This window comes from Pantoea sp. GM_Pan_3 (assembly GCF_026541045.1).
GTDB lineage: Bacteria > Pseudomonadota > Gammaproteobacteria > Enterobacterales > Enterobacteriaceae > Pantoea > Pantoea anthophila.
The window spans coordinates 597,658-623,924 of record NZ_JALNVA010000001.1 but is presented as its reverse complement, the minus strand read 5'-3'; the positions used below and the strand labels follow the sequence as shown (position 1 = coordinate 623,924).

The 26,267-nt window shown below is 58.0% G+C and carries 23 protein-coding genes; 9 read left to right on the top strand and 14 right to left on the bottom strand.

Annotation, left to right across the window (positions count from 1 at the left end; genetic code table 11):
- Positions 1-76 precede the first annotated feature (76 nt).
- On the bottom strand, positions 77-1,657 hold the full coding sequence (locus OXR04_RS02860; RefSeq protein ID WP_046101951.1) for a TerC family protein: 1,581 nt from the start codon (positions 1,655-1,657) through the stop codon (positions 77-79).
- Positions 1,658-2,161: 504 nt separating this feature from the next.
- On the opposite strand from OXR04_RS02860, the gene manX reads away from it, so the two are divergent.
- The 4 genes from manX to OXR04_RS02840 all read left to right on the top strand — a co-directional run bounded on the left by manX (position 2,162) and on the right by OXR04_RS02840 (position 5,403).
- Positions 2,162-3,124 (top strand): PTS mannose transporter subunit IIAB, encoded by a 963-nt coding sequence (gene manX, locus OXR04_RS02855; protein ID WP_267369198.1) that lies wholly within the window; start codon positions 2,162-2,164, stop codon positions 3,122-3,124.
- Between the two features lie 66 nt (positions 3,125-3,190).
- Complete coding sequence (locus tag OXR04_RS02850; RefSeq protein WP_009089820.1) at positions 3,191-3,991, top strand: PTS mannose/fructose/sorbose transporter subunit IIC; 801 nt, start codon at positions 3,191-3,193, stop codon at positions 3,989-3,991.
- A 15-nt stretch (positions 3,992-4,006) separates the two neighbouring features.
- Positions 4,007-4,852: a PTS mannose transporter subunit IID gene (locus OXR04_RS02845; protein WP_009089819.1), complete on the top strand. Its 846-nt coding sequence runs from the start codon at positions 4,007-4,009 to the stop codon at positions 4,850-4,852.
- Between the two features lie 92 nt (positions 4,853-4,944).
- Positions 4,945-5,403, top strand: a complete 459-nt coding sequence (locus OXR04_RS02840; RefSeq protein ID WP_009089817.1) for a DUF986 family protein — start codon at positions 4,945-4,947, stop codon at positions 5,401-5,403.
- On the opposite strand, the gene rlmA is transcribed toward OXR04_RS02840, so the two are convergent.
- The 4 genes from rlmA to OXR04_RS02820 form a co-directional block, all read right to left on the bottom strand.
- Positions 5,400-6,209, bottom strand: a complete 810-nt coding sequence (rlmA, locus tag OXR04_RS02835) for a 23S rRNA (guanine(745)-N(1))-methyltransferase (RefSeq protein ID WP_265139193.1) — start codon at positions 6,207-6,209, stop codon at positions 5,400-5,402. The two genes, OXR04_RS02840 and rlmA, sit on opposite strands and share 4 nt — an antisense overlap.
- 137 nt (positions 6,210-6,346) lie before the next feature.
- The gene (gene cspE, locus OXR04_RS02830) at positions 6,347-6,556 is read right to left on the bottom strand and encodes a transcription antiterminator/RNA stability regulator CspE (RefSeq protein ID WP_003852684.1); all 210 of its coding nucleotides are present in this window, start codon (positions 6,554-6,556) and stop codon (positions 6,347-6,349) included.
- A 649-nt stretch (positions 6,557-7,205) separates the two neighbouring features.
- On the bottom strand, positions 7,206-8,210 hold the full coding sequence (locus OXR04_RS02825) for an MBL fold metallo-hydrolase (RefSeq protein ID WP_150029506.1): 1,005 nt from the start codon (positions 8,208-8,210) through the stop codon (positions 7,206-7,208).
- An 18-nt stretch (positions 8,211-8,228) separates the two neighbouring features.
- Entirely contained in the window at positions 8,229-8,501 is a 273-nt protein-coding gene (locus OXR04_RS02820; RefSeq protein ID WP_009089811.1) for a YebO family protein, read from the bottom strand.
- A gap of 212 nt (positions 8,502-8,713) precedes the next feature.
- Here OXR04_RS02820 and OXR04_RS02815 point away from each other — a divergent pair, with 212 nt between their 5' ends.
- Entirely contained in the window at positions 8,714-8,950 is a 237-nt protein-coding gene (locus tag OXR04_RS02815) for a YobH family protein (RefSeq protein WP_009089809.1), read from the top strand.
- Positions 8,951-8,980: 30 nt separating this feature from the next.
- Here OXR04_RS02815 and kdgR read toward each other — a convergent pair whose 3' ends face one another.
- The gene (gene kdgR, locus OXR04_RS02810; RefSeq protein ID WP_267369197.1) at positions 8,981-9,772 is read right to left on the bottom strand and encodes a DNA-binding transcriptional regulator KdgR; all 792 of its coding nucleotides are present in this window, start codon (positions 9,770-9,772) and stop codon (positions 8,981-8,983) included.
- 183 nt (positions 9,773-9,955) lie between these two features.
- Between kdgR and OXR04_RS02805 the strand changes: the two genes are divergently transcribed.
- Entirely contained in the window at positions 9,956-11,326 is a 1,371-nt protein-coding gene (locus tag OXR04_RS02805) for an MFS transporter (protein WP_267369196.1), read from the top strand.
- Positions 11,327-11,379: 53 nt separating this feature from the next.
- Here OXR04_RS02805 and htpX read toward each other — a convergent pair whose 3' ends face one another.
- The 4 genes from htpX to OXR04_RS02785 form a co-directional block, all read right to left on the bottom strand.
- Positions 11,380-12,264, bottom strand: a complete 885-nt coding sequence (htpX, locus tag OXR04_RS02800; protein WP_009089804.1) for a protease HtpX — start codon at positions 12,262-12,264, stop codon at positions 11,380-11,382.
- Positions 12,265-12,508: 244 nt separating this feature from the next.
- The gene (gene prc, locus OXR04_RS02795; protein ID WP_009089803.1) at positions 12,509-14,548 is read right to left on the bottom strand and encodes a carboxy terminal-processing peptidase; all 2,040 of its coding nucleotides are present in this window, start codon (positions 14,546-14,548) and stop codon (positions 12,509-12,511) included.
- 19 nt (positions 14,549-14,567) lie between these two features.
- A complete protein-coding gene (proQ, locus tag OXR04_RS02790; protein ID WP_009089801.1) occupies positions 14,568-15,269 on the bottom strand; it encodes an RNA chaperone ProQ in 702 nt (233 codons plus the stop codon).
- Positions 15,270-15,365: 96 nt separating this feature from the next.
- The gene (locus tag OXR04_RS02785; protein WP_267369195.1) at positions 15,366-15,866 is read right to left on the bottom strand and encodes a GAF domain-containing protein; all 501 of its coding nucleotides are present in this window, start codon (positions 15,864-15,866) and stop codon (positions 15,366-15,368) included.
- A 214-nt stretch (positions 15,867-16,080) separates the two neighbouring features.
- Here OXR04_RS02785 and yebS point away from each other — a divergent pair, with 214 nt between their 5' ends.
- The 3 genes from yebS (at position 16,081) to rsmF (ending at position 21,652) form a co-directional block, all read left to right on the top strand.
- A complete protein-coding gene (yebS, locus tag OXR04_RS02780) occupies positions 16,081-17,325 on the top strand; it encodes a membrane integrity lipid transport subunit YebS (protein ID WP_009089797.1) in 1,245 nt (414 codons plus the stop codon).
- Positions 17,294-19,927 carry a PqiB family protein gene (locus OXR04_RS02775; RefSeq protein WP_267369194.1) on the top strand — a complete coding sequence of 878 codons (2,634 nt, stop codon included), beginning with the start codon at positions 17,294-17,296 and terminating at the stop codon, positions 19,925-19,927. Before yebS ends, OXR04_RS02775 begins: the two co-directional genes overlap by 32 nt.
- A gap of 297 nt (positions 19,928-20,224) precedes the next feature.
- Positions 20,225-21,652, top strand: a complete 1,428-nt coding sequence (gene rsmF / locus OXR04_RS02770; RefSeq protein ID WP_267369193.1) for a 16S rRNA (cytosine(1407)-C(5))-methyltransferase RsmF — start codon at positions 20,225-20,227, stop codon at positions 21,650-21,652.
- A gap of 2 nt (positions 21,653-21,654) precedes the next feature.
- Here the strand turns inward: rsmF and OXR04_RS02765 are convergent, their stop codons facing one another.
- The 4 genes from OXR04_RS02765 to OXR04_RS02750 all read right to left on the bottom strand — a co-directional run bounded on the left by OXR04_RS02765 (position 21,655) and on the right by OXR04_RS02750 (position 26,266).
- Complete coding sequence (locus tag OXR04_RS02765; protein ID WP_267369192.1) at positions 21,655-22,302, bottom strand: metallophosphoesterase; 648 nt, start codon at positions 22,300-22,302, stop codon at positions 21,655-21,657.
- Positions 22,303-22,412: 110 nt separating this feature from the next.
- Entirely contained in the window at positions 22,413-22,625 is a 213-nt protein-coding gene (locus OXR04_RS02760; protein WP_267369191.1) for a DUF1272 domain-containing protein, read from the bottom strand.
- 126 nt (positions 22,626-22,751) lie between these two features.
- Positions 22,752-24,101, bottom strand: a complete 1,350-nt coding sequence (locus OXR04_RS02755) for an MFS transporter (RefSeq protein ID WP_267369190.1) — start codon at positions 24,099-24,101, stop codon at positions 22,752-22,754.
- 134 nt (positions 24,102-24,235) lie between these two features.
- Positions 24,236-26,266: a choline transporter gene (locus OXR04_RS02750; protein WP_009089785.1), complete on the bottom strand. Its 2,031-nt coding sequence runs from the start codon at positions 26,264-26,266 to the stop codon at positions 24,236-24,238.
- Between the last annotated feature and the right edge of the window lies 1 nt (position 26,267).

Sequence of the window (26,267 nt, the reverse complement as noted above, 5' to 3'; positions counted from 1 at the left end):
ACAGCCGCGGCGGTCAGGCAGCGGCTGTCGGAGAGAGTCAGCGCGGAATCAGTAACAGACCGCGCATCGAAAAGCGTTACGCCTCTTCATCCTCATCGTGTGGCTTATCTTTGGTAACGCGCACCAGATCGATACGGTAGTCGGTCGCTTCGATAATCTGAAAGTGCAGCGGGCTGATATCGATCACGTCGCCCGGAAGCGGCAACTGCCCTTTCTGCGCAATCAGCAGACCCGCCAGCGAGGCGTGATCTTCGGTCGGATCGACCAGTTCATGGAAGTCGAGCAGCTGCTGCAGCGAGTGCAGATCGGTGCCGCCCTTCACTAACCAGCCATCCCCATCAGCCACGATCTCCGGCGTTTCATCTTCATCCGGGAATTCACCCGCAATCGCTTCCAGCACGTCCAGCGGCGTAATCAGCCCCTGCACGACGCCAAACTCATTGGTGACGATGACGAAGCTGCCACGTGCACGACGCAGCACGCCAAGCAGGTTAATCGGGTCCAGCGTTTCAGGCACCACGATGGTGGGCGTATTCGCTGCAAACGTCGCCACATCCACGCCATGCTCCAGCGCCACCAGCAGCTCTTTCGCCCGCACCACACCGATAATTTCATCCAGCTCGCCCCGGCAGACCGGGAAGAGGCTGTGAGGCGTATCCAGCAGCTGATCGCGAATCTCATCCAGCGGACGGTTCGCATCGACCCAGGAGATCTCGCCGCGCGGCGTCATGATGCTGCGAATCGAGCGGGACGCCAGCGTCAGTACGCCATTAATCATGAAGCGCTCTTCATCTTTAAAGGCTTCCTGCGGCATCGCCTCGGCCAGCGCAGACTCTTCGCTGCTGCCTGCATTGCTGCTGCTCGCCGTCTGCGCGCGGTTGCGACCGCCCATCAGGCGCAGAATCGCCTCTGCGGTGCGCTCACGCATCGGCCGGTTTGACTGATGGCGGATAAAGTTCCGGCGTGCAATCTGGTTGAACAGCTCAATCAGGATTGAGAAGCCAATCGCCGCATAGAGGTAGCCTTTCGGAATATGGAAACCAAAGCCTTCAGCCACCAGCGACAGACCGATCATCAGCAGGAAGCTCAGGCAGAGCACCACCACCGTCGGATGCGCGTTAACGAAGTTGGTTAATGGCTTGGACGCCAGCAGCATCACACCCATCGCAATCACCACGGCGGTCATCATCACCGGCAGGTGGTTCACCATACCCACGGCGGTGATAACGGCATCCAGTGAGAAGACCGCGTCCAGTACCACAATCTGTGTCACCACGGCCCAGAAACTGGCATAACCGCGGTTCCCGCCGCCCTCGAGCTGACGGTTCTCCAGCCTTTCGTGCAGCTCCATGGTCGCTTTGAACAGCAGGAACAGGCCCCCGGCCAGCAGGATTAAATCACGACCGGCAAAGCTGAAACCGCCGACGCTGAAGAGCGGCGTGGTAAGCGTAACCATCCAGGAGATCAGCGAGAGCAGACCCAGACGCATCACCAGCGCCAGCGACAGGCCGATCAGGCGCGCTTTATCACGCTGCTTCGGCGGCAGTTTGTCGGCCAGAATGGCAATAAACACCAGGTTATCGATGCCCAGGACGATTTCCAGTACGACAAGCGTCAGTAAACCCGCCCAGATTGAGGGGTCGAATAAAAATTCCATTATTTATGACTCCTGAACAGGGAAAAGAGTAAGCCGGTGTCTGGCGGCGCAGCGAGGCGTGACATCCGGGTCGTCGGGAAAACAGAGAAAACGCCGTCAGGCGAAAGGTGACGCGCCAGCAGGCGCAAAGAACAGATTAAGCGACGTCGGTGACGATCCATAAAGGTGGGCTGAAGCCCGACACTCCTGAGTAATAAACAGAAGGCTAATGTATCAGGTCGGTAAATGGCGTCAAAAAATTTTCTTATTTTTACAATCTGCAATGAGGTTGATCGTATGCATAAAACGATTCACTCGTTCTGCCGGGGGGTAAATAACTGACCAATGTCACAAAATTTATTTTTTCGATCACTAAAATAAATCGCGACCTAACCGCCTTAACGGTGTTAACCGATGATTTCTGGCGCTCAGCCAGTCATCGCCAGCACCCTGTTAAAAATAACCGAAACGATTCTGACAGGGCCATTTACTCAGATGAGCTTCTTTAGTGAACGGAGGTAGCACGTGACCATTGCGATTGTAATTGGTACTCACGGCTGGGCAGCGGAACAACTGCTTAAAACGGCAGAAATGCTGTTAGGTGAGCAGGAGAACGTCGGCTGGATAGACTTTGTGCCGGGTGAAAATGCAGAAACACTGATCGAAAAATATGAAACGCAGCTGGCAAAACTGGATACGACGCAGGGGGTACTCTTTTTAGTCGATACCTGGGGTGGCAGTCCGTTTAATGCGGCCAGCCGTATCGTGGTGGATAAACCGCAGTATGAGGTCATCGCCGGGGTCAATATCCCGATGCTGGTCGAAACGCTGATGGCGCGCGATGACAACCCGACGCTCGGCGAGCTGGTGGCGGTAGCGGTTGAGACCGGCCGTGAAGGCGTTAAAGCGCTGAAAGCCAAAGAGGAGGCACCCGCGCCCGCCGCCGTGAAACCGGCTGCGCCCGCACAGCCGGCTACGCCGATGGCCCCCGGCGACCATATGAAGATCGGGCTGGCGCGTATCGATGATCGCCTGATCCACGGCCAGGTCGCGACGCGCTGGACCAAAGAGACGAACGTTCAGCGCATTATTGTGGTCAGCGATGAGGTGGCAAAGGATCACGTCCGCAAAACCCTGCTGACGCAGGTTGCGCCGCCCGGCGTGACGGCGCATGTGGTCGATGTCGATAAGATGGTTCGGGTGTGGAATAACCCGAAGTATGGTCAGGATCGGGTGATGCTGCTGTTTACCAACCCCACCGACGTTCTGCGCGTGGTGGAACAGGGTGTCGATATCAGGACCGTCAACATCGGCGGGATGGCGTTCCGTCAGGGAAAAACCCAGGTCAACAATGCGGTTTCGGTGGATGAAAAAGATATCGCCGCCTTCCGCAAACTGAATGAACGCCATATCGAACTGGAAGTGCGTAAGGTTTCCAGCGATCAGAAACTGAGAATGATGGATCTGATTGCGAAAGTAAACGCGTAACAGAAGAGCTGCTGCGCCTGCGTTTCCGGGCTCATTTTCGCTATCCTGCTGAGGACAAGAAGTATGATGGAAATAACCTCGCTACAAATTATTCTGATTTTTATTGTTGCCTGTATTGCCGGCATGGGATCGATTCTGGATGAGTTCCAGTTTCACCGTCCGCTGGTGGCCTGTACCCTGATTGGTATCGTGCTGGGAGATATGAAAACCGGCATTATCATCGGCGGGACGCTGGAGATGATTGCGCTGGGCTGGATGAACATCGGTGCCGCCGTGGCCCCTGATGCCGCTCTCGCCTCCATCATCTCTACCATTCTGGTGATCGCAGGCGGTCAGAGTGTGGGAGCCGGTATCGCGCTGGCCATCCCGCTGGCCGCAGCCGGACAGGTGCTGACCATCATCGTACGAACCCTGACTGTCGCCTTCCAGCATGCCGCGGACAAAGCCGCAGAGAAAGGCAACCTCACCGCTATCTCCTGGATCCATGTCTCTGCCCTGCTGCTGCAGGCGATGCGTATCGCTATCCCGGCACTGATCGTGGCGATCTCCGTCGGCACCAGTGCGGTTCACGCCCTGCTCAGTTCGATCCCTGAGGTGGTCACCAATGGTCTGAATATCGCGGGCGGCATGATTGTGGTGGTCGGTTACGCCATGGTTATCAACATGATGCGCGCGGGCTACCTGATGCCCTTCTTCTATCTCGGCTTTGTCACCGCGGCCTTTACCAACTTTAACCTGGTGGCGCTGGGGGTCATTGGCGTGGTGATGGCGGTGCTCTACATTCAGCTCAGCCCGAAATACAACCGTGTAGCGGGGGCTCCTTCCGGCCCGGCGACCGCGAACGATCTTGATAACGAACTCGATTAAGGAACAGGTGATCACATGGTTGATATTACGAAAGTCGAAAAGAAACTGACACCCGGTGACGTTCGCGCCGTCTTTATGCGCTCGAACCTGTTTCAGGGATCGTGGAACTTTGAACGTATGCAGGCGCTGGGCTTCTGCTTCTCAATGGTGCCGGTGATCCGCCGTCTCTATCCGGAGAATAATGATGAGCGCAGGCAGGCAATCAAGCGCCATCTGGAGTTCTTCAACACCCACCCTTATGTGGCCGCGCCGGTGCTCGGCGTTACCATGGCGATGGAGGAGCAGCGTGCCAACGGCGCGCCTATCGACGACGGTGCCATCAACGGCCTGAAAGTCGGTCTGATGGGCCCGCTGGCGGGTGTCGGCGACCCGATCTTCTGGGGCACCGTGCGTCCGGTGTTTGCCGCGCTGGGTGCCGGCATCGCGATGAGCGGCAGCCTGCTGGGCCCTCTGCTGTTCTTTGTGCTGTTTAACCTGGCGCGCCTGCTGACCCGCTACTACGGCGTGGCGTATGGCTATCGCAAAGGGATCGATATCGTCAGCGATATGGGCGGCGGATTCCTGCAGAAACTCACGGAGGGCGCCTCGATTCTGGGCCTGTTTGTGATGGGCGCGCTGGTGAACAAGTGGACGCACGTCAACATCCCGCTGGTGGTGTCGCGTATCACCGACTCCACCGGTAAGACCACCGTTACCACGGTGCAGTCGATCCTCGATCAGCTGATGCCAGGCATCGTGCCGCTGCTGCTGACCTTCGGCTGTATGTGGCTGTTGCGCCGTAAGGTCAACGCGCTGTGGATTATCGTCGGCTTCTTTGCCATCGGTATTTTTGGTTACTGGATCGGCCTGCTCGGTCTGTAATCGCACCCGGCCGGGCGCGCTGGCGCCCGGCTTTTAAGCGAAGTGAGCTGAGCCACAACCGGCTGAGCTCACCCCGTTTGAGGCCAGATGTTATGTCATTAACTGATGCGCTTATCGCGCTCTGCATTGCCGCCCTGCTGCTGTTCGCCCTTTATGACGAGGTGATTCTGCCGCGTCGACGCGGGCCTGTCCGCTTGCGGGTCGCCCTGCAGCGACGGCACAAAATCGACAGCCTGATTTTCATCGGGCTGCTGCTGATTCTGCTGGGAAACAACATCAGCCATCACGGCCCGCAGCTCACCACCACCCTGCTGATGGTGCTGAGCTTTCTGGCGTTCTGGCTTTTCTGGCTGCGCAGGCCCACGCTGCTGATGAAGGCCGAAGGGTTATTTTATGCCGGTGTCTGGATTGATTACCGGCGGATTCAGGGCATGAATCTCTCTGAGGATGGCATTCTGGTCATTCAGCTGGAGCAACGCCGGCTGCTGATTGCGGTGCAGCAGCTCGACGACCTGGAGCGCATCTATAATACGCTGGTTGAGGCGCGCTAGTCGCGCTGCCACTGCGTCAGGGTAAAGTCGGCATCACAACTGAACGACTCGCTCTGCTGCAGCGTTTCCCAGACCGCCTCCCGCGCCCGCCACGCAAAAGGCGTCATCTGCAGCAGGGTCGTTGCGGCCCCGCCCGTCAGCGCCATCGGATAACGCAGCGTATGCTGCGCCACCTGCCGGAAGCCCGGGTAGGTTTTCTGCTCTGCCGTATGCAGCTGCACGTCGCGATAGATCAGGGCTTTGAACTGCTGCAGATGATGCGGTCCCGGCGTTACCGTCAGTACCGTGCCGCCGGGCTTCAGGACGCGAGCCAGTTCCGCTTCATTGCAGGGCGCGTAAATCCGCACCACGGCATCCAGCGAGCCATCGGCAAAAGGCAGACGCTGGCTGGAGGCCACGCAGAACCGCACCGCGGGATAACGCTTAGCGGCGAGGCGGATAGCCATTCTGGCCACATCCAGGCCATACACCTGTCCGCCTTCCCCTGCCGCCTCTGCCAGCGCAGCGGTGTAGTAGCCTTCACCACAGCCGATATCCAGAATCTGGCTCTCCGGCAGGTTCAGCACCGGTTGCAGCAGCGCGACGACCTGCTCACGCAGCGGCTGATAGTAGCCCGCCTGCAGAAATTCCCGTCGAGCCTGCATCATCTCTGCACTGTCACCTGGCTCACGCGACCGTTTATGCTGAACGGGCAGCAGATTGACATACCCCTCTTTCGCCTGATCAAACTGATGGCGATTCTCGCAGGACCAGCTGCGGGCATGGAAAGTCAGAGGAGAGTGGCAAAGCGGGCAAATCAACGACATAGGGGACTCCGGCATCAGATAACGCGGCGCAGTGTAACCTTATCGTTTACGCATCGGAAGCATAAAGAAAGCCCCGGCCGACCGGCCAGGGCTTTGAGAATCCATATCAGGGTGCGATGCACCGAGGCGGAGTCGAATCAGATAGCAGTGACGTTAACAGCTGCCGGGCCTTTCTGGCCATCCTGAATTTCGAACTCAACGCTCTGGCCTTCAGCCAGGGTTTTGAAACCATTGCCCTGGATTGCAGAGAAGTGTACGAACACATCTTTGCTGCCGTCTGCAGGGGTGATAAAACCAAAACCTTTAGACTCGTTGAACCACTTAACCTGACCTTTAATCTTTGCCATTTTGCAAATTCCTTTAGATGTTTATTTAGCCCGAAGGCTGTCTTACAGAAAAACCAGAGACGTTACTGCATGAGGCACTAATTAAGGTTCGGCAAGGAAGCGGTATTCAACGTCAACGTCTTTACTCGTACTTCTTCACTGAAGATGCCATGCATAAACAGAACTGTACCTCGTTTAACCCACGAATTGTTATCACATATCCTAAAAACAATGGCAAGCCATTTTTAAAGTCTCAGAGAGGCAGCACGCACAATTGCCAGAAGGCTCACACAGCCTGTTCTGTCGCGGCGCTAAAACCCGGCATAAATATAATGAACCCGCAGGTTCATTTCCTCCGGATGCCTTCTCGTCCGGGCTAACTCAATGGATACCATAAGAAATTAATATTTCACAAATATGGCAGTAAGCGAATTGATAAGCGAAGCGACAGGAAAGCGAAGCAGCAATAACCTGACGTTAATCCTGTACGACACTTTTTATTTGGTACAGGTATCTTCTCTCCTGCACCAAAAACAGGAAACGGCCCTGCGCTCTGCTCCAAATAAAAGCAGCCGCGCGAATCCGGCTTATTAAAAATTTAACCATCAATGTGATAAAAAAAGATTTCTGTTAAAAAAAGCCGGTGTAACCGTCTTCCCCGGCTCCAGGATTATTCCTGGGGTGGATTATTCAGGCTGCGGCTTTCGCCTATTCGCCAGGGCGCGAAGCTGCCCTGCTCCTCCTCTGCCCGCCGCAGTGCCGCAGCCAGTTCCTGCGGAGGCGCATCCAGTGCCTCATCAGCCAGTTCAAATACGCCCCAGTGGATAGGCAGCGTCAGCGGTCTGCCCGCCGCCTGCCAGAGTGCCACGGCCTGATCGGGATCCATATGCTGGCCTGCCATGAACCATTTCGGTGCATAAGCGCCAATCGGTAAGGCTGTCACGCTGAAGGGGCCAAGCCGGGCGGGGATCGCCAGCAGGCTGTCGCTATAGCCACTGTCACCGGAGAACCAGAAGCGCACGGAGGATGAACGTACGACCCAGCCGCACCAGAGCGAACGGTTGCGATCGCGGGGCGACCGCATACTCCAGTGACGCGCCGGAACCGCATCAAAACAGAGATCGCCCACCCTGACCTGCTGCCACCAGTCAGCCTGATGTACCTGCTGCACTCCCCGGGCGCGGCACCACGCAGCCAGGCCCAGCGGCACAACAAAGGTGGCCTGCGGGAAACGCCGGACAATCGCTTTGACCGTCGGCCGATCCAGATGGTCGTAATGATTGTGAGAAATCAGCACGACATCCAGATGCGGCAGGTCGGCAATGCTGAGCGGCGCGGGGGTTTTGCGCTGCGGTCCGGCAAAAGAGAACGGCGAGGCGCGGGATGAGAGGGCGGGATCGATCAGAATGTAACGTTGATTGAGCCGCAACAGCACGGCGGCATGGCCCAGCCACCAGAGGCGATCGTCACTGCCGCTGAGATCGGCGGGTTGCCACCACTCTTCAACAAAAGCGTCATAACCCTGTTGCGGTGGCATCGGAAGACCCTGCGCTTTTCGCTCCCGACGCCAGCGCCGGAGATCGCCAGGCTGACGCTCTTCCGGCTCTGGGTTACGGAAGCCCTCTGGCGTATGGTGCGCTTTACTGCTGTCATACCACGGATTCTTCCCGCTCATCCCGCCTCTCTGTTCTGATTAACGTTCCGGGATTAACCGGATAAAGTCGCGCTTCTCCCGCTCATCCTCGGGTTTTTTACTCTCCGCGCCGGGCTGCAGCTCAATCAGACGACGCAGCAGCTGATTCTGTTTTTTCTGCTCTTCCAGCAGGGATTCCAGCAAACGGATCTGCTCACCGGCTCGAACGCTGGCACGATTAACGAAGAACCAGGCGATAAACGCCACAATCAAAATGATGACCAGCAGGCCATAGCTGACCAGGGGGCCCGGATTTGCGGCTAACTCATTCATAACTGCCTCATAAAACAAAGTGAAAACGCCAGAACACGACAACCGCATATTCTACCTGTCGCCATCACAAAAGATAATGGGGTTAATGGCAAAGCAGAATTTGCCGTTTCAGTTATCTCTGATCGATTCCCGCCGAAAAGCCAGGCATGCTGCTATCATTCTGACCGGCAGCACCAGGTGGAGCGCTGAGTTACCTTTCACAAGGAGATACAATGAAACTGTTTATTCGCATGGTAGGCTTGCTGGCGGTGATCTGGCTGGCGATGCTCTTTACCGGTTATGGCGTGTTAACCGGCAGCACTAAGAATGCAGCGGGACTGGGCCTGCAGTGCAGCTATCTTACCGCACGCGGTGTGATTAACGCCCAGTATCTGCACACGGACAGCGGCGTGGTCGGCGTAACCGATTGTCCGCTGCTGAAAAAAAGCGGAGAAGTGATCGATAACTGATGAAAGCGCGGGCCGCATGGCCCGCGCTGTTCAGAAAGGATAGGTGTGAAAGCCCATTTCCGAGGAAATCGTACGCGCCGCCCGCTGCAGCATCTCCACATAATCCTGACGCGCCTCTTCTGAAAAACGAATCGTGGGGAAAGAGAGGCTGAGGCCGGCAATCACCACCCCGAAGCGATCAAAGACCGGCACCGCGAGGCAGCGTAACCCCTCCTCCTGCTCTTCATTATCTTCGCCATAACCCTGCGCCTTCACCTCGTCCAGCGCCGCCAGCAGAGCTTCCGCGCTCATCAGCGTATTCGGCGTGCTGCGTCTGAACTCTACCTGCCGCAGAATCTCTTCCGTTTCCTCCCGGTCGCGCCAGGCGAGCAGCACCTTGCCAATCGCGGTGGAATAGAGCGGATTGCGGCGACCAATGCGCGAATACATGCGCAGGTTATAGAGCGAGTCGATTTTATGGATGTAGACAATGCTCTCCTCTTCCAGCGCGCCCAGATGCACGGTCTCACGGGTCAGACGCGACAGCTCCCGCATCTGCAGATCCGCGCTGCGGATCAAATCGACATTCTGCAGCGCTTTCGCCCCCAGCTCGAACAGTTTGAGCGTCAGGGAGTACTTTTCGCTCTCACCTTCCTGGGTGACATAGCCCAGCGTTTTCATGGTTTGCAGAAAACGGTAGACCGTGCTTTTTGACATCATCACGCGCTGCGCCAGCTCAGTGATGCTGTGGTCGCGCTCTTCACCCAGCGCCTGCAAAATGCCAAACACTTTCAGCACGGAGGAGACGGAATCGGGCTGTTTGCCATTTTCAGCAGAGGACATCGCGCACCTTGTTCAATCAGTTACAAAAATAAGACGGAACGCCAGTATAGAGTGCCGCAGCGGAAAGCGGCAATGGTTTCACCCCGGTGTCGCCGGTCACGCGATCTTTTTCACCTCCGGACGCTGCAATTTCGCGTCAACTTCATTAGCATGATGATATTCACCCTCTTTAGTAATTAACCTATGACACTCTCCCCTCCTCAGGATGGTTTACCCGGCACTCAGCGCTATATGGCAATTATCACCATCGCGCTCGGACTCACGATGGCGGTATTAGATGGCGCGATCGCCAACGTGGCGCTGCCCACCATCTCACGTGAACTGAACGCCAGCCCGGCGCAGTCCATCTGGATAGTGAACGCCTATCAGATCGCGATTATCGTCTCGCTGCTGTCGCTCTCCTTCCTCGGTGACATGCTGGGCTATCGTCGCGTGTATCAGACAGGGCTGGCGCTGTTTATTGTGACGTCGGTCTTCTGCGCCTTCTCCACCTCACTCACCATGCTGACCTGCGCCCGCGTTCTGCAGGGTCTGGGCGGCGCGGCACTGATGAGCGTCAATACCGCCCTGATACGCATTATCTATCCGCAGCGCTATCTGGGGCGCGGTATGGCCATCAACTCGCTGGTGGTGGCGGTTTCGACGGCGGCGGGCCCGACGGTGGCGGCCGCCATTCTGTCGGTGGCGAGCTGGAAATGGCTGTTTCTGATTAACGTCCCGCTGGGTGCCGTGGCACTCTGGCTGGCGCTGCGGACGCTGCCCGATAATCCGCAGAAAGCCACTACGCAGAAATTTGATGTGCCCAGCGCCATCATGAACGCCCTGTTCTTTGGGCTGATCATTTCCGCATTGAGCGGTTTTGCGCAGGGTCAGAGTCACCTGCTGGTGCTGTCGGAAGTAATCGGGCTGCTGGTTGTCGGGTGGTTCTTCATCCGTCGCCAGCTCGCGATGACGGTGCCGCTGTTACCGGTTGACCTGCTGCGTATCCCGATTTTCAGCCTGTCGATGGGGACGTCGGTCTGTTCGTTCTGCGCGCAGATGCTCGCCATGGTGTCGCTGCCCTTCTTTCTGCAAAACGTCCTGCAGCGTGATGAGGTGGCCACCGGTTTACTCCTGACGCCCTGGCCGCTGGCCACCATGGTGTTTGCGCCGATTGCCGGCCGGCTGATTGGGCGGGTGCACGCCGGGCTGCTGGGGGGCATCGGTCTGGCGATGTTCGCGCTGGGGCTGTTTCTGCTTGCCTGGCTGCCGGTTAATCCCGGCGACGGCGATATCATCTGGCGCATGATGCTGTGCGGTGCCGGTTTCGGGCTGTTTCAGTCGCCCAACAACCATACCATTGTCACGTCAGCGCCCCGTCATCGCAGCGGCGGTGCCAGCGGCATGCTGGGTACCGCGCGTCTGCTGGGTCAGAGTGCGGGTGCCGCGCTGGTCGCGCTGATGTTTAATCTGTTTGATGAGCAAGGCACGCACGCCTCGCTACTGCTGGCGGGCAGTTTTGCCGCCGTGGCGGCGCTGGTCAGCGTGTCACGGATGACGCAGAACCGCGCCTGAGGGCAGAAAAAGAAAAGGCGACCCGGGGGTCGCCTTTTTTATGCCGCTCAGGGCTATTTCAGATACTGGCCGCTGCGCAGGGCTTCAATACGCTTGTCCAGCGGGGGATGCGACATAAACAGCTCGCTGAACGACTTGCCTTTGCCGTTGATGCAGAACGCCATCATGCTGCTCGGCTCCTGCGGTTCATAGCTGGTTTTCAGACGCTGCAGCGCGGCAATCATCTTCTCACGGCCGACCAGCTTCGCGGAACCGGCATCGGCGTGGAACTCGCGGTGACGGGAGAACCACATGGTGATGATGCTGGCAAGAATACCGAATACCAGCTCCAGCACCATCGACACCGCAAAATAGACCAGCGGGTTGCCGTTGCTGCTCTCTTCGCCATCGTCACGGTTGCCGGACATGAAGCCCGCCGCGATCTGCGCCAGAATACGGGACACGAAAATCACGAAGGTGTTCACCACACCCTGAATCAGGGTCATGGTGATCATGTCGCCGTTCGCGATATGCGACACTTCGTGCGCCAGAACCGCTTCAGCCTCATCGCGGCTCATGTTCTGCAGCAGACCGGTTGAAACCGCCACCAGCGAGGCGTTACGACGTGCACCCGTGGCAAAGGCGTTGATGTCAGGCGCGTGATAGATCGCGACCTGTGGCATCGCAATGCCCGCCTGTTGAGCCTGACGGCCGATCGTCTCCATCAGCCAGCGCTCCGTTTCATTGCGCGGCTGTTCAATCACTTCACCACCCACCGATCGCAGTGCCATCCACTTCGACATCAGCAGTGAAACAAACGCACCGCCGAAGCCAAACAGGCCTGCCATGATCATCAGGCCCTGGACACTGCTTGACTGGATCCCTGTCAGGCTGAGAATCAGCCCGAATACCAACATCACAGCCAGGTTGGTCATCAGGAAAAGAGCAATACGCATCATAATCGTTAATCTTCCTCAGTAGTTCACGCGCCTATACGCGGATAGATATCCTATGTGCATTGGGCCGCTTTTCAAGCGACCTTAACGTTTAAGTGCCTAAAAAGACATAACTTTACATTTTGTCACGCCTGCTGCGCCGACCGTCACGCTGGCACGATTACAGCGGCTAATGATTACGGCGTAATGGCCCTCCCGCAGGCAAAAAAAAGCACCGCCAGGCGGTGCTTTTTCTCATAGCCGCGGGTTATTTCGCCGCGGGCGCTTCCGGCTGGGATTTCTCCAGCTGCGCCAGATCGTTCGCAATCTTCACCGTCTCATCGAGGTAAGGATCGGGCTCTTTATAATCTTTCGGCAGCTCGTCCAGGTTTTTCAGCGGTTTTTTGCCTTCGGCCTGATAACGCGCGTTGATACGCTCCAGACGTAACGCATCATCTTCGTGATTCTCTTTCTCGCGCTGAGCAAGGTTGAGCGACACAATGTTGCGTTTATCTTTCAGGGCATTGAAACGCGCAATGTCCTTCATGATGTACTGGAACTCACGATCCTGGGCAATACGTTCAGCGTGCTGCTTCGTCAGCTGCGCCACCAACGGTTTGACGTCGCCGGTTTTGACGTAGGTCGCCGCTTTGATGCTGTCCCACGGCAGTGCGTTATCTTCGAACTTCTCACCGGTTTCAGCCGCTTCCACCCCGGTTGGCATCAGCAGATCGGGCGTGACGCCTTTACGCTGTGTACTGCCACCGTTAATCCGGTAGAACTTCTGAATGGTATAGGAAACGGAGCCTAACGCCGGCCACTCCGGACGCAGCATCTGATCGTAGATGCGGTTCAGAGAGCGATACTGCTGCACGGTGCCCTTCCCGAAGGTCGGCTCGCCGACGATCACTGCACGCCCGTAATCCTGCATCGCCGCAGCGAAGATCTCAGAGGCGGAGGCGCTGAAACGGTCAACCAGCACCACCAGCGGCCCTTTGTAGTAGACCACGCCGTCGTTGTCGCTGTCTTCACGCACCCGACCATTGTTGTCGCGCACCTGAACAACCGGACCACTCGGAATAAACAGACCGGAGAGCGATACCGCTTCGGTCAGCGCACCGCCGCCGTTGGTCCGCAGATCGATCACGACGCTGTCAACGTTCTGCTTCTGCAGCTTCTGCAGCTGAACCTTCACGTCATCGGTGAGACCGACATAGAAACCAGGAATGTCGAGCACGCCCACTTTCTGTTTACCGACATTCTTGATGCTCATTTTGACGGCGCGATCTTCCAGACGGATTTTCTCACGCGTCAGCGTCACGGTGCGGGTTTTGGTGCCCTTACCGGCTGGCAGGATCTCAAGGCGCACTTTGCTGCCTTTTGGTCCTTTGATTTTCGCCACCACGTCATCCAGACGCCAGCCGATCACATCTTCCATCGGCTTGCCGGGCTGACCGACGCCGACGATGCGATCGCCCACCGTGATGGATTTACTTTTCGCTGCCGGTCCACCCGCAACCATCGAGTTGATGACGGTGTAGTCGTCATCCATCTGCAGCACGGCACCGATCCCTTCCAGAGACAGGCTCATCTCGGTGTTGAACTGCTCGGTGTTACGTGGCGACAGGTAGCTGGTGTGCGGATCGATTTCGCGGGCAAAGGCGTTCATCACCAGCTGGAAAACGTCCTCACCGTTGCTCTGGGCGAGACGGCGAATCGCGAAGTTATAACGCTTGGTCAGAACGTCGCGAATCTCCTGGTCGGTTTTACCCGCCAGCTTCAGGCTCAGCTGGTCATATTTGACCTTGGCATCCCACAGAGCATTCAGCTCGGCTTCATCTTTCGGCCAGGGAGCCTTGCCACGGTCAATGTCGATGGTGTCATTGCCGCTGAAGTTCATCGGACGCGCCAGCACCGTCAGCGCATACTGATAGCGCTCAAAACGGCGTTTCTGCGCCAGATTATAGAGATCGTAAAAGAGGTCCAGCTTGCCACTGCGCAGCTCATCGCCGACGGTGGTTTTTTTGCTGGCAAACTGCGCCACATCCGACGCCAGCAGCACGTTGTGGCTGTAGTCGAGCATGTTCAGATAGCGATCGAAAATCTTCGCTGAAAAGTTCTGATCCAGGTCGAACTGGCGGTAGTGGGAACGGGTGAAGCGTGAGGTGACGCGCTCACTGACCGTCGGGTCCTGCGGGTCTTCGTGAAGCTGGGGGATCTGATCGGCGCGGGTGATATTCTCCGCGCCGAACGTTGGGCCTGCTAACAGCAGGCCCGCAATAAGTCCAACTTTGAAAAGGGTGTTCATGCCGGGGTTAGCCTCCGTTTCAGAACTGCAAGTGTTCTGCGCGCACAATCATTGCCATGCCGGAAGCGAGCTGGACCCGAACGCCGTCTTTCGATACTTCAAGAACGGTAGCGTCCATCGCACTTTTGCCTGCTTTAACTTTAATACTCTGGCCGGGTTGCAAAGTTGAGGTATCAGTGATGGGTCGGGCTTCCTGCTCCGGACGTGGGGCTGGTTTGCGATGCTGTGAGGCGGTCGCACGCGGTGCAGCAGTCTGCGGACGCGGTTTGCGTGCGGCGTCGCCCTCGGCAGGCTTACGTGCAGCAGGCTTGCGCGCGCGACGCGGTGCCGCGCCCTCTTCGCTTTCACCCGCTTCACGACGGGCGGCACGTTGCTGATCGCGCTGTGCCTGCACACGCGCTTTCGCTTCTTCAAGCTGCTTACGCGCATGCTCGACGTGCTGCTCATCCAGCACGCCACAGGCGTTACCGTCGAGATCGACACGGATAGCACCGGCTTTGATGCCGTAGAGATAACGCCAGCTCGACGTATAAAGACGCAGCGCGGAACGCAGCTGTGTTTTGCTCAGGCTCATTTCGCCCTGAACACGCTCGACCAGATCCTGAAAGATACCGATTTTGAGCGGACGCGCTTCACCTTCAGCGCTAAAGCAGTGCGGAAAGCGCTCCGCCAGAAAAGTGATGACTTCTTTACTGCTATTCAACTTAGGTTGATTTTCCATGAAATTTCCTGATTACAACGGGTTTGCCGACCAGCGCAGGCATGAACAGGCGACATTATAATGACAACATCGCTAAATGCCATGTGATCCAGTCGATTAGCTGCGCGTCAGCTGCAGATATTTTTCTAAGTCGCTGTTCGCAAGCACTTCACAAAGCCCATCAGTCAGTGTGACCAGCCCTGATTCGTCATCGCTGTCAAAACGATTGTAATCCACGCTGTCGATGTCCAGCACCCCAACCACAGTGCCATTCACTTTCAGAGGAATCACAATCTCAGCGTTGCTGGCAGCGTCGCAGGCGATGTGGCCCGGGAAGGCATGCACATCATCCACGCGTTGCACTTTCTCTTCTGCCAGCGTCGTGCCACACACACCTTTACCGACCGGAATGCGCACACAGGCGATTTTGCCCTGGAACGGGCCCAGCACCAGCGTATCGGCTTCCGTCAGCAGGTAGAAACCTGCCCAGTTCACGCCATCGAGACGTTCATACAGCAGCGCGCTAAAGTTTCCCATCGCGGCGAGAAACGCCGTTTCGCCCGCCAGCAGGGCTCGCATATCGCGATTTAGATCGGCGTAAAAGGCAGTTTTGTTCATTATTCAACCGTTACCAATGACATCTGAACGGGTTTATTGAGACCGTTCGTTAAAAATAAGTTTTAATTATCCAGAGCGACAAGGTGAATCATAGCGTTAGTTACTATAACCTTAGCATTCTGTGGATCGAAGCGTGATGCCCGAGACAGGCACACAGACAATGTCTTAATGACCGATATCTGTTACTTCTGACGAGCGAAAATTGCACCACCCTATGAAAATTCACGCTATCAGCCAGACATTGCCTCACGCACGTTATCAGCGTTGCCCGCAATGCGATACCCTTTTTTCCTTACCGGATGTGAAATCGCATCAGGCGGCCTACTGTCCGCGCTGCAACGCCCGGATAGTCAGCGGTCACGACTGGTCGATGACACGTCTGATGGCTATGGCCGCCACCATGATGGTGCTGATGCCGTTTGCGTTTTCCCTGCCGCTGGTGGATATCCGTCTGCTGGGTATGCGCATCAATGCCAGCGTGCTGGAGGGCGTGATTCAGATGACGCAGCAGGGGGATGTCCTGACGGCGTCAATGGTGGCCTTCTGCACCCTGGGCGCGCCGATCACCCTGGTGGCCGGCATCTGCTATCTCGGTATCGGTCACCGGCTGGGCATGAACCTGCGGCCTGTGCTGCTGATGCTGGAGAAGCTGAAAGAGTGGGTGATGCTCGATATCTACCTGATCGGCATTGCCGTGGCGTCGATTAAGGTGCAGGACTATGCTTCGCTGGAGATTGGGTATGGGCTGGCGGCTTACATCGCCCTGACGGTGCTGAGCGTGCTGACGCTGATCCATCTCAATATGGAGCAGCTGTGGGAGCATTTCTACCCGCAGCAGCCCGGCAATATGGCGCGTGACGAGATGCAGGTCTGTCTGAACTGTCACCATACCGGCCTGCCGGACGAACGGGGGCGATGCCCGCGCTGTCACACGCCGCTCGACTTCCGTCGCCGCCACAGCCTGCAAAAATCCTGGGCGGCGCTGATTGCCTCGATTGTGCTGCTGATCCCGGCGAACCTGCTGCCTATTTCCGTGGTGTACCTCAACGGTTCACGGCGTGAAGACACTATCTTCTCGGGCATTCTGTCGCTGGGTGAAGGCAATGTGCCAGTCGCCGCGATTGTGTTTATCGCCAGTATTCTGGTGCCCTTTACCAAAGTGCTGGTGATGCTGACTCTGCTGCTCAGCATCCATTTCCGCTGTGAACAGGGGCTGCGCACCCGCATCCGGTTACTGCGGTTTGTCACCTGGGTTGGCCGCTGGTCAATGCTGGATCTGTTTGTCATTTCGTTAACCATGTCGCTGGTCAATCGCGATCAGCTGCTGGCTTTTACCATGGGACCGGCGGCGCTCTTTTTTGGCGCCGCCGTTATCCTGACCATTATGTCTGTTGAGTGGCTGGACAGCCGCCTGCTCTGGGATGCACATGCAACAGGAAACGCCGACTACACCGACTAACGCCACGCTGCGCAATAAGCGTAAAGTTTCGCCCTTCTGGCTGCTGCCGATTATTGCGATGCTGATCGCCTGCTGGCTGCTCTGGACCAACTACCAGGAGCGCGGCACCACCATCACCATCAATTTCCAGACGGCGGATGGGATTGTGCCGGGCCGTACCCCGATCCGTTATCAGGGTGTGGAAGTGGGCACCGTGCAGGGCATTAATCTCAGCGACGACTATCGCCGCATTCAGATCAAAGCCAGTATCAAGAGCGATATGCGCGACGCGCTGCGCGAAGACACCCAGTTCTGGCTGGTGACGCCGAAAGCCTCACTGGCTGGCGTGTCGGGACTGGATGCGCTGGTCGGCGGTAACTATATCGGGATGATGCCCGGCAAAGGGAAACCCAGCGAGGCCTTTACCGCCCTCGATACCCAGCCGAAATATCGGGTGAACACCGGCGAACTGCTGATCCATCTGCATGCCCCCGATCTCGGCTCGCTCAACACCGGTTCGCTGGTCTACTACCGCAAGATTCCGGTCGGCCGGGTCTATGACTACAACATCAACAGCAAATCCGACGGGGTGGCGATTGATGTGCTGATTGACCGCCGCTTCACCCATCTGGTGAAAACCAACAGTCGCTTCTGGAACGTCTCCGGCGTCAATGCTGACGTCAGCCTGAGCGGTGCCAAAGTGCAGCTGGAGAGCCTGGCGGCGCTGGTGAATGGCGCGATTGCCTTTGACTCCCCGGAAAATGCCGGAGAGGCCAAAGCGGAGCAGAACTACCGGCTCTATCCTGACCTGGCGCACAGTCAGCGCGGCGTGCTGATTACCCTGGATCTGCCCAACGGCAATAACCTTAAAGCGGGCAGCACGCCGCTGATCTATCAGGGACTGGAGGTCGGCACGCTGACTAAGCTCAACCTGCAGGATGGCGGCAAGGTGACCGGCGAGCTGACGATTGATCCGTCGGTGGTCGGTCTGATGCGCAGCGGCACCCGCATTGAGATGCACAGCCCGAAAATCAGCCTGACCGATACCAGCCTCAGTGCGCTGCTGACCGGTAACACGCTGGAACTGGTTCCCGGCGAAGGTGAGCCGCAGCAGCATTACACCGTGCTGGCGTCAAATGAGACACTGCTGCAGAAACCTAACGTGCTGACGGTCAGACTGAGTGCGCCGGAGAGCTACGGTATCGATCAGGGGCAGCCGCTGATGCTGCACGGCATGCAGATCGGTCAGGTGATGTCGCGCTCTCTGGATGAGAATGGCGTCAATTTTGTGGTCGCGGTGAATCCTGAGCATCGCAGCCTGGTGCACGGGGACAGCAAATTTATCGTCAACAGCCGGCTCGATGTGAAATTTGGTCTCGACGGAATGCAGGTGTTAGGTGCCAGCGCCCGTGAATGGGTCGATGGTGGCATCCGGCTGGAGCCGGGCAGGAAAGGCGAGCCGAAAACCGCCTATCCGCTGTTTGCCGATGCGGAAAAAGCGGAAGAAGGCATTACCGGTGATGGCCCCTCCACCACCCTGACGCTGACCGCCAACAGTCTGCCTGACGTGCAGGCGGGTTCGGTAGTGCTGTACCGCAAGTTTCAGGTCGGTGAGATTGTGAAAGTCACGCCGCGCGCTGACGCCTTTGATATCGCGGTGCACATCCAGCCGGAGTATCGCAAGCTGCTGACCAGCGAAAGCGTCTTCTGGGCCGAGGGCGGCGCCCGCGTCAGTCTTAACGGCAGCGGCCTGACAGTTCAGGCATCGCCGCTTAACCGGGCGCTGAAAGGTGCCATCAGCTTCGACAACATGACCGGTGCGAAGTCGGCCAAAGGGGTCAAGCGTGTGCTCTACCCGTCTGAAACCGCCGCCCGTGCGGTGGGCAGTCAGATTACCCTGCACACCTATGACGCCAGCAAGCTCTCAGCCGGGATGCCAATTCGTTACCTGGGCATCAATGTCGGCCAGGTGGAGTCGCTTTCGCTCAGTAAAGATAACAATCAGGTCGTCGCCAAAGCGGTGCTCTATCCCGAATATGTGGATGATTTTGCCCGCCTCGGCAGCCGTTTCTCGGTGGTCTCTCCAGAGATTTCCGCAACGGGGGTGAATCATCTGGAAACGCTGTTGCAGCCTTACGTAAACGTGGACCCGGGCAAAGGCGGTGCCGTGCGCACCTTTGAGCTGCAGGAGAGCACCATTACCGATTCGCGCTACCTGAATGGCCTGAATATTTACGTTGATGCCACCGAAGCCGGTTCCCTGTCGCTGGGCACCCCGGTGCTGTTCCGCGGCGTGGAAGTGGGCACCGTGACCGGCACGTCGCTGGGCAATATGGCGGATCGCGTGCAGATTGCCCTGCGTATCAGCAAGAAGTATCAGCATCTGGTGCGGAATAACTCGGTGTTCTGGCTGGCGTCCGGCTACAATCTCGACTTCGGTCTGATTGGCGGCGTGGTGAAAACCGGCACCTTCCAGCAGTTTATTCGCGGCGGCATCCAGTTTGCCACCCCGCCAACGGTGCCGCTGGCGCCGCAGGCGACGCCGGATAAACATTTCCTGCTGCAGGATGAAGCGCCGAAGGATTGGCGCAACTGGGGAACGGCGATTCCGTCCCCGCGCTAAGTCAGGTCAGGCGGGCAGTCTGATGCTGCCCGTATAGCTGCTTTGTACCGCAGGCTCAGGGAGCAAACGCCCTCCGCAAAGACGCAAAAACCGCCATCCCTGGCGGGCTCAGCGCGGACCATCCCTGGCCCGCTATGCTTTACTCCGGGCGTATGCTCCCACCGCTTCATCTTTCCGCGGCCTGTATGCCTCTGCTCAAAACCGCGCCAGACTTATTAATCCTGAGACGGGCAGCCTGGCTGCCCGTTTCCTTTCTGCATGGTACACTGCCGCCTTTGCCTTAACTGGAATGTGCCCGTGTCAGATGCTGCTTCGCTTTTCCCCGCCGATTTTCTCTCTTTAATGCGCCAGAGCCTGCCCGATGAGGCCAGCTTCGCGCAGTTCCTCGCCATCAGTCAGCAGCCGCTGCGCCGCACGTTGCGGGTGAATACCCTGAAGATCAGCGTGGCTGACTTCCTGCGTCTCACCGCTGACTATGAGTGGCAGCTTACGCCGGTGCCATGGTGCGAAGAGGGATTCTGGATCAGCCGGGAAGATGAGAGCCTGCCGCTGGGCAGCGTCGCGGAACACCTCAGCGGCCTGTTCTATATTCAGGAAGCCAGCTCCATGCTGCCAGTCACCGCCCTGTTCGACGCACAGACCGCGGTCAGCGCCGTGATGGATATGGCGGCGGCACCGGGTTCAAAAACCACCCAGATTGCGGCCCGGATGGGCAATCAGGGGATCATTCTGGCCAATGAATTCTCCTCCAGCCGGGTGAAAGTCCTGCACGCCAACATTACCCGCTGCGGCGTCACCAACAGTGCGCTGACACATTTCGACGCCCGGGTTTTTGGTCCTGCGCTGCCGGAACAGTTTGACGCCATCCTGCTTGACGCCCCCTGCTCAGGCGAAGGGGTGATGCGGAAAGATCCCGATGCCCTGAGAAACTGGTCGCTGGCCAGTACAGAAGAGATTGCCGCCACCCAGCGCGACCTGATCGACAGCGCCTTCCATGCCCTTAAACCGGGCGGCACGCTGGTCTACTCGACCTGCACCCTGAATCAGATCGAGAATCAGCAGGTCATCGCCTGGCTGCTGCAGCGTTACCCCGACGCCGTGGAGATCCTGCCGCTCAACGAACTGTTTGCGGGGGCGGAGCAGGCCGCGACGCCAGAGGGTTATCTGCACGTTTTCCCGCAGATGTTCGACAGCGAAGGCTTTTTTGTGGCCCGGTTGCGCAAAACCGCGTCGGTCGATCCGCTGCCTGCACCGGGCTATAAAGTCGGCAAGCTGCCCTTCTCGCACGTCAGCCGCAAGCTGGAGAGCGACATCATTCAGGCCGCCGCTGCCGTCTCACTCCGCTGGGACGATTCGCTGGTGCTGTGGCAGCGTGATAAAGAGATCTGGCTGTTCCCGGCGGCTGTCACCCCGCTGCTGGGCAGAGTGCGTTTCTCAAGAATTGGCCTCAAGCTGGCTGAAACCTTCGCGAAAGGCTATCGCTGGCAGCATGAGGCGGTCATCGCGCTGGCGCAACCGGATGCGAAGCACGCCTTCGAACTGACGGCAGCAGAGGCAGAAGAGTGGTATCGCGGGCGGGATATCTATCCGGAAAGCGAACCCGCCGGTAATGAGATGATTGTCACTTATCAGCAGCAGCCGCTGGGGCTGGCAAAGAAAGTCGGCAGCCGTATCAAGAACAGCTACCCCCGCGAGCTGGTGCGGGACGGGCGTCTGTTCCGCTGAAGTCACTGCAGCTGAACCATCGTCAGATGATGGCCAAACACCGCACCGGTGTCGATGTAGTGCAGGTTGGCCACCGTCAGCGGCTCCTTCAGCGGCGTATGACCAAAATAAAAGGCATCTGCCCCGCGGATGCCGCTTTCTGCGCCGGCCTGAAGCGCCTCCAGCCGCTGACGACTCCAGACCACCTGCTCCCAGTCCAGCGGTTTATCCAGGGCGTACTCCGCAGCGGGGTAATCCGCATGGGCAATCACCACGGTGCGCGCTCCCAGCTGTAAATGCACGATCAGCGGCAGATCGCGACAGCGCAGCAGCGCGTGACGCGCCGAAATGATGGCACTGCCGCGCAGCCGCCAGAACCAGCCGCCGCCGTTCATCTGCCAGCGCTGCTTTTCGTGACCCTGTAACGCTGAAAGGGCCATCTCCTCATGGTTGCCCTTCACGCTGCGAAACCAGGGCTGCTTCAGCAGCGCCAGGCACCCCAGGCTGTCGGGCCCGCGATCGATGAGATCACCCACGGCAATCAGCAGGTCCTGCTGCGGATCAAACTGATGCTGCTGTAACCGCGCATCCAGTTCAGCGCGGCAGCCGTGCAGATCGCCCACGACCCAGATATGCCGCCACGCTGACCCCTCCAGAAACTGGTAAGACATTGCTCCTCCGCCTGCGTCGCTTAAGCCTCTGCACAGTATAGCCAGATCTGCTTCTGCACCGACACAAGCAACGGCAGCGCGGTGGGAAAGCGGGCAGGCCCCGTGGCAGATCAGGGGCGCGTTTTCGCCGGATACGCCTCCAGCTTCTCCGCCGGACGCACCGGGCGGCGCACCATCTCTCCGCTGCAGTTGGGGCAACGATGCTGCAGGTGTTCGGCACACTCCGCACAGAAGGTGCATTCAAATGAGCAGATCCGTGCCGCCAGGGAAGATGGCGGCAGGTCACAGTCACAGCGTTCACAGCTGGGGCGAAGTTCAGGCATGGCGGCACTCCTGTCAGGATGATGCGTCAGCTTCGCGCGTGGCGTCCCGGCTGTCGAGTCAGCGGAGAGACAAAGTGGGGTCAGATCGGGACATTCTGCCATAAGGGTGCAGACTGTGGCCCGGCGCTAGAGTTGCGTCTTATCCGTGGCGCGGTCGTCCGGCTCTTCCCCGGCTTCTGGCTGCTCTTCAGATTCATCGCTCTCATCTTCCGGCTCCTGACCGCCCATTGACGCCTGGATCACCTCCTCTTCCAGCGTCGGGTTCAGGGCCGCACCCAGCGGTGAGGTTGCCAGGCTATCAGGCATCACCACATGCGGCAGCGGCACTTCGGTTGTCGGCAGCGGACGTGGCGTTCGCACATAGCTCAGCCCGCCCGTCACCAGCGCACAGACGGCGAAGAAGAGATAGAGCATATTACTGCCCAGCGGCTGCATCAGCGCCCCTACCACCAGCGGCCCGATGCTGGCACCAATCCCAAACGCCATCAGCAGACAGGCGGTTAGCGACACCCGTCGCTCGGGGGCAACCTGATCGTTCGCCAGCGCAACCTGCAGCGGATAGAGCGCGAACTGCATCATGCTGGCCACAAAGGCGATGCCTATCATCCAGTGGAAGGTAAGATGCGGCAGCATAATCAGCGGCACGCAGGAGACGGCAAACAGCAGCGCGATGATAAATAACAGCCGCTGACGATCGTAGCGGTCGGAAAGCCAGCTCAGCGGGAACTGTGAAACCAGACCGGCAAAAATCGTTAGGCTCATAAAGTAGCCGGTCTGACTGGTGGTGAAGCCTTTGCTGCTGCCGTAAACCGGCGCCAGCCCGTAAAACGCCCCGATCACCATGCCGGTTACCAGCGTGGTGCCGAGCAGTTTGGGAATGGTGCGGATAAAGTAGCCCAGCTCCATCGGCGCGGGGGTCATAGGCCTGACATGGGTACGCGTGGTCAGCGCAATCGGCACCAGACAGAGCGCGAAGCAGAGTGCCACGATCAGCAGGGTACTCACGCCAAAGCCACTCTGCAGGCTCAGCACCACCTGACCGCCGCTCAGCCCCAGATAGGTCGCGACCATATATAAGCCGAAAATCATGCCGCGCTGAGAGGATTCCGCCTGGTCGTTGAGCCAGCTCTCCAGCACCATGTACTGGCACATCATGCAGAGCCCGATGATCAGACGCAGAAACACCCACAGCGGAATAAAGTCGGTCAGCCCGTGGCCAATCACCGAGGCGGTAATGATCCCGGCACAGGCGACATAGGCGCGAATATGGCCGACGCGGGCGATCAGGTTGTGCCCGACTTTGCCTCCAATCACCAGACCAATATAGTTTGCCGCGATGATGGCACCGATAAGTGCCCCGTTCACCTGCTCGCTCGCCAGCCGGAGTGAAACATAGGTGGTCAGCAGACCGGAGCCCAGCAACATCAGCAGCGTGGTGGTGTAGAGCGGCAGAAACGTACTGAATATTTTTCCCATATGACTCCCTGTCTACACCTTCAGGCATCAGGCCAGTTAAGCCCTAAAGATAGTCGATATCCGCGTCCGGCGCGGCATTGCCTGCCGCTGACGGCAAAAAAAAGCCCGCCCGCAGTGTGCGGGCGGGCCTGGCGTCAGGCGCTCGGGAAACTGATATTGCTGCCCGGTGCCTCACGGTTGAGATGGATGAAGTTCAGGTGCCGCTCGTACTGATCCAGAATGTCGATGATCACCTGCTCTTTGCTGTAGTCCATCAGGTCGTTACCCTGGCTGCCCTCCATCAGGAAGGTTTCCAGCCGGTAGTAGGTCGATTTACCGCTGCGGGCGCGATAGGTAAAGCCCGGAATCGAGTACTGCTGCGGCCAGACCTGATAGATGAAGTCCTGCTCTTCGCCCAGATGCACGCGCAGATCCAGATAGCCGATCGGGTTGGCCGCATCCGGCGCAACGCTCTCCAGCGACACCCGACCACCCCGCAGCTCCAGCTCTTTCGCGACCTCTTCCATCGCCGGATAGATGGTTTTTTCCATCATCTGCTGGGTATAGCGCGACCCCGGATAGTTCATCAGCCGCGACAGGCGCTTTTTCCAGGTGCGGCGATCCGTAGCGTGGGCCAGGTAGGGCGCGGTGTCACGCGTGGCGCTGGCGCGACGGTGATCTTCAATCTTCAGCGATTTATAGAGCCCCGCCATCACAAAGAAGATCACAAAGCTGAACGGCAGACCCATGATCACCGTGGTGTTCTGCAGGGCCGAGATGCCGTTCGCCATCAGCATACTCAGGGTCAGAACCCCGATCGCCACCGACCAGAAGATACGCAGCCAGTTGGGCGCATCGCTGTTGATGTCTTTGAGACGTGAGGTGAAGTTCCCCAGCACCAGCGAACCGGAGTCCGCAGAGGTGACGTAGAAGAGCATACCGGTGATCGTCGCGACAGAGGCGCTGAGTTTAAAGGCCGGATACTGCGCCAGCAGGCTGTAGAAGCCACGCTCTGCATGATTCATCACCTCCTGAGCAAAGCCCGCATTACCATGAATAATCTGATAGAGCGCGGCGTTACCAAACACCGACAGCCACAGCAGCGTAAAGGTGAAGGGAATGATCAGGGTGCCGAGCACGAACTCGCGGATGGTACGACCGCGTGAAATACGCGCCAGGAAGAGGCCGACAAAAGGCGACCAGGCCACCCACCACGCCCAGAAGAAAAGCGTCCAGCTGTTCATCCATTGCGTCGGACGATCAAAGGCAAAGGTGTTGAGCGTCATGCCCATGAAGCGGTTGATGTAGTCCCCCACGTTCAGCACCAGCGCATTCAGCAGAAATTCGGTGTTGCCGAAGAACAGCACGAAGAGGATCAGCCCCAGCGCCATCACCACGTTGAGCTCGGAGAGGATACGGATACCTTTATCCACGCCGGATGTCACCGAAATGGTGGCGATCACCACCGAGAGGATGATCAGCGCGGTCTGCGCGGTCAGTCCTTCCGGGATATCAAACAGCACCTTCAGGCCATAGTTAAGCTGCACCACCCCAATGCCGAGCGTGGTCGCAATACCGAAGATCGTGCCCACTACCGCGGCGATATCGACGGTGTGACCAATCGGGCCATTGATGCGTTTGCCGAAGATGGGATAGAGCGCGGAACGGATGGTCAGCGGCAGGTTATAGCGATAGCTGAAGTAGCCCAGCGCTATCCCCATCAGCGCATACATTGACCAGCCGGTCAGGCCATAGTGAAACAGCGTCCAGACCATCGCCTGACGGGCCGCCTCCAGCGTCTGCCCCGCCCCTTCCGGCGGCTGCATATATTGCGTCACCGGTTCAGCCACCGAGAAGAACATCAGGTCGATCCCGATCCCGGCGGCAAACAGCATGGCGGACCAGCTGAGGATGCTGAATTCCGGTTTGGCGTGCTCCGGCCCCAGCTTGATTGAGCCAAAGCGCGAACAGGCCATGTAGAGCACAAAGACAATGTAGAGCGTGGCAGCCAGCATGTAGTACCAGCCGAAGGTGGCGGAGACCCAGTTAACCGCCTTGAGGATCCAGCTCGCGGCCAGTTCACTGTAGAGAATCGTCACAAGTGAAAACGTCAGAATCAATCCGGCAGAGGTATAAAATACAACGGGATTGAGTCTGTCTTTTTCACCGGCAGGTGGATTATTCATC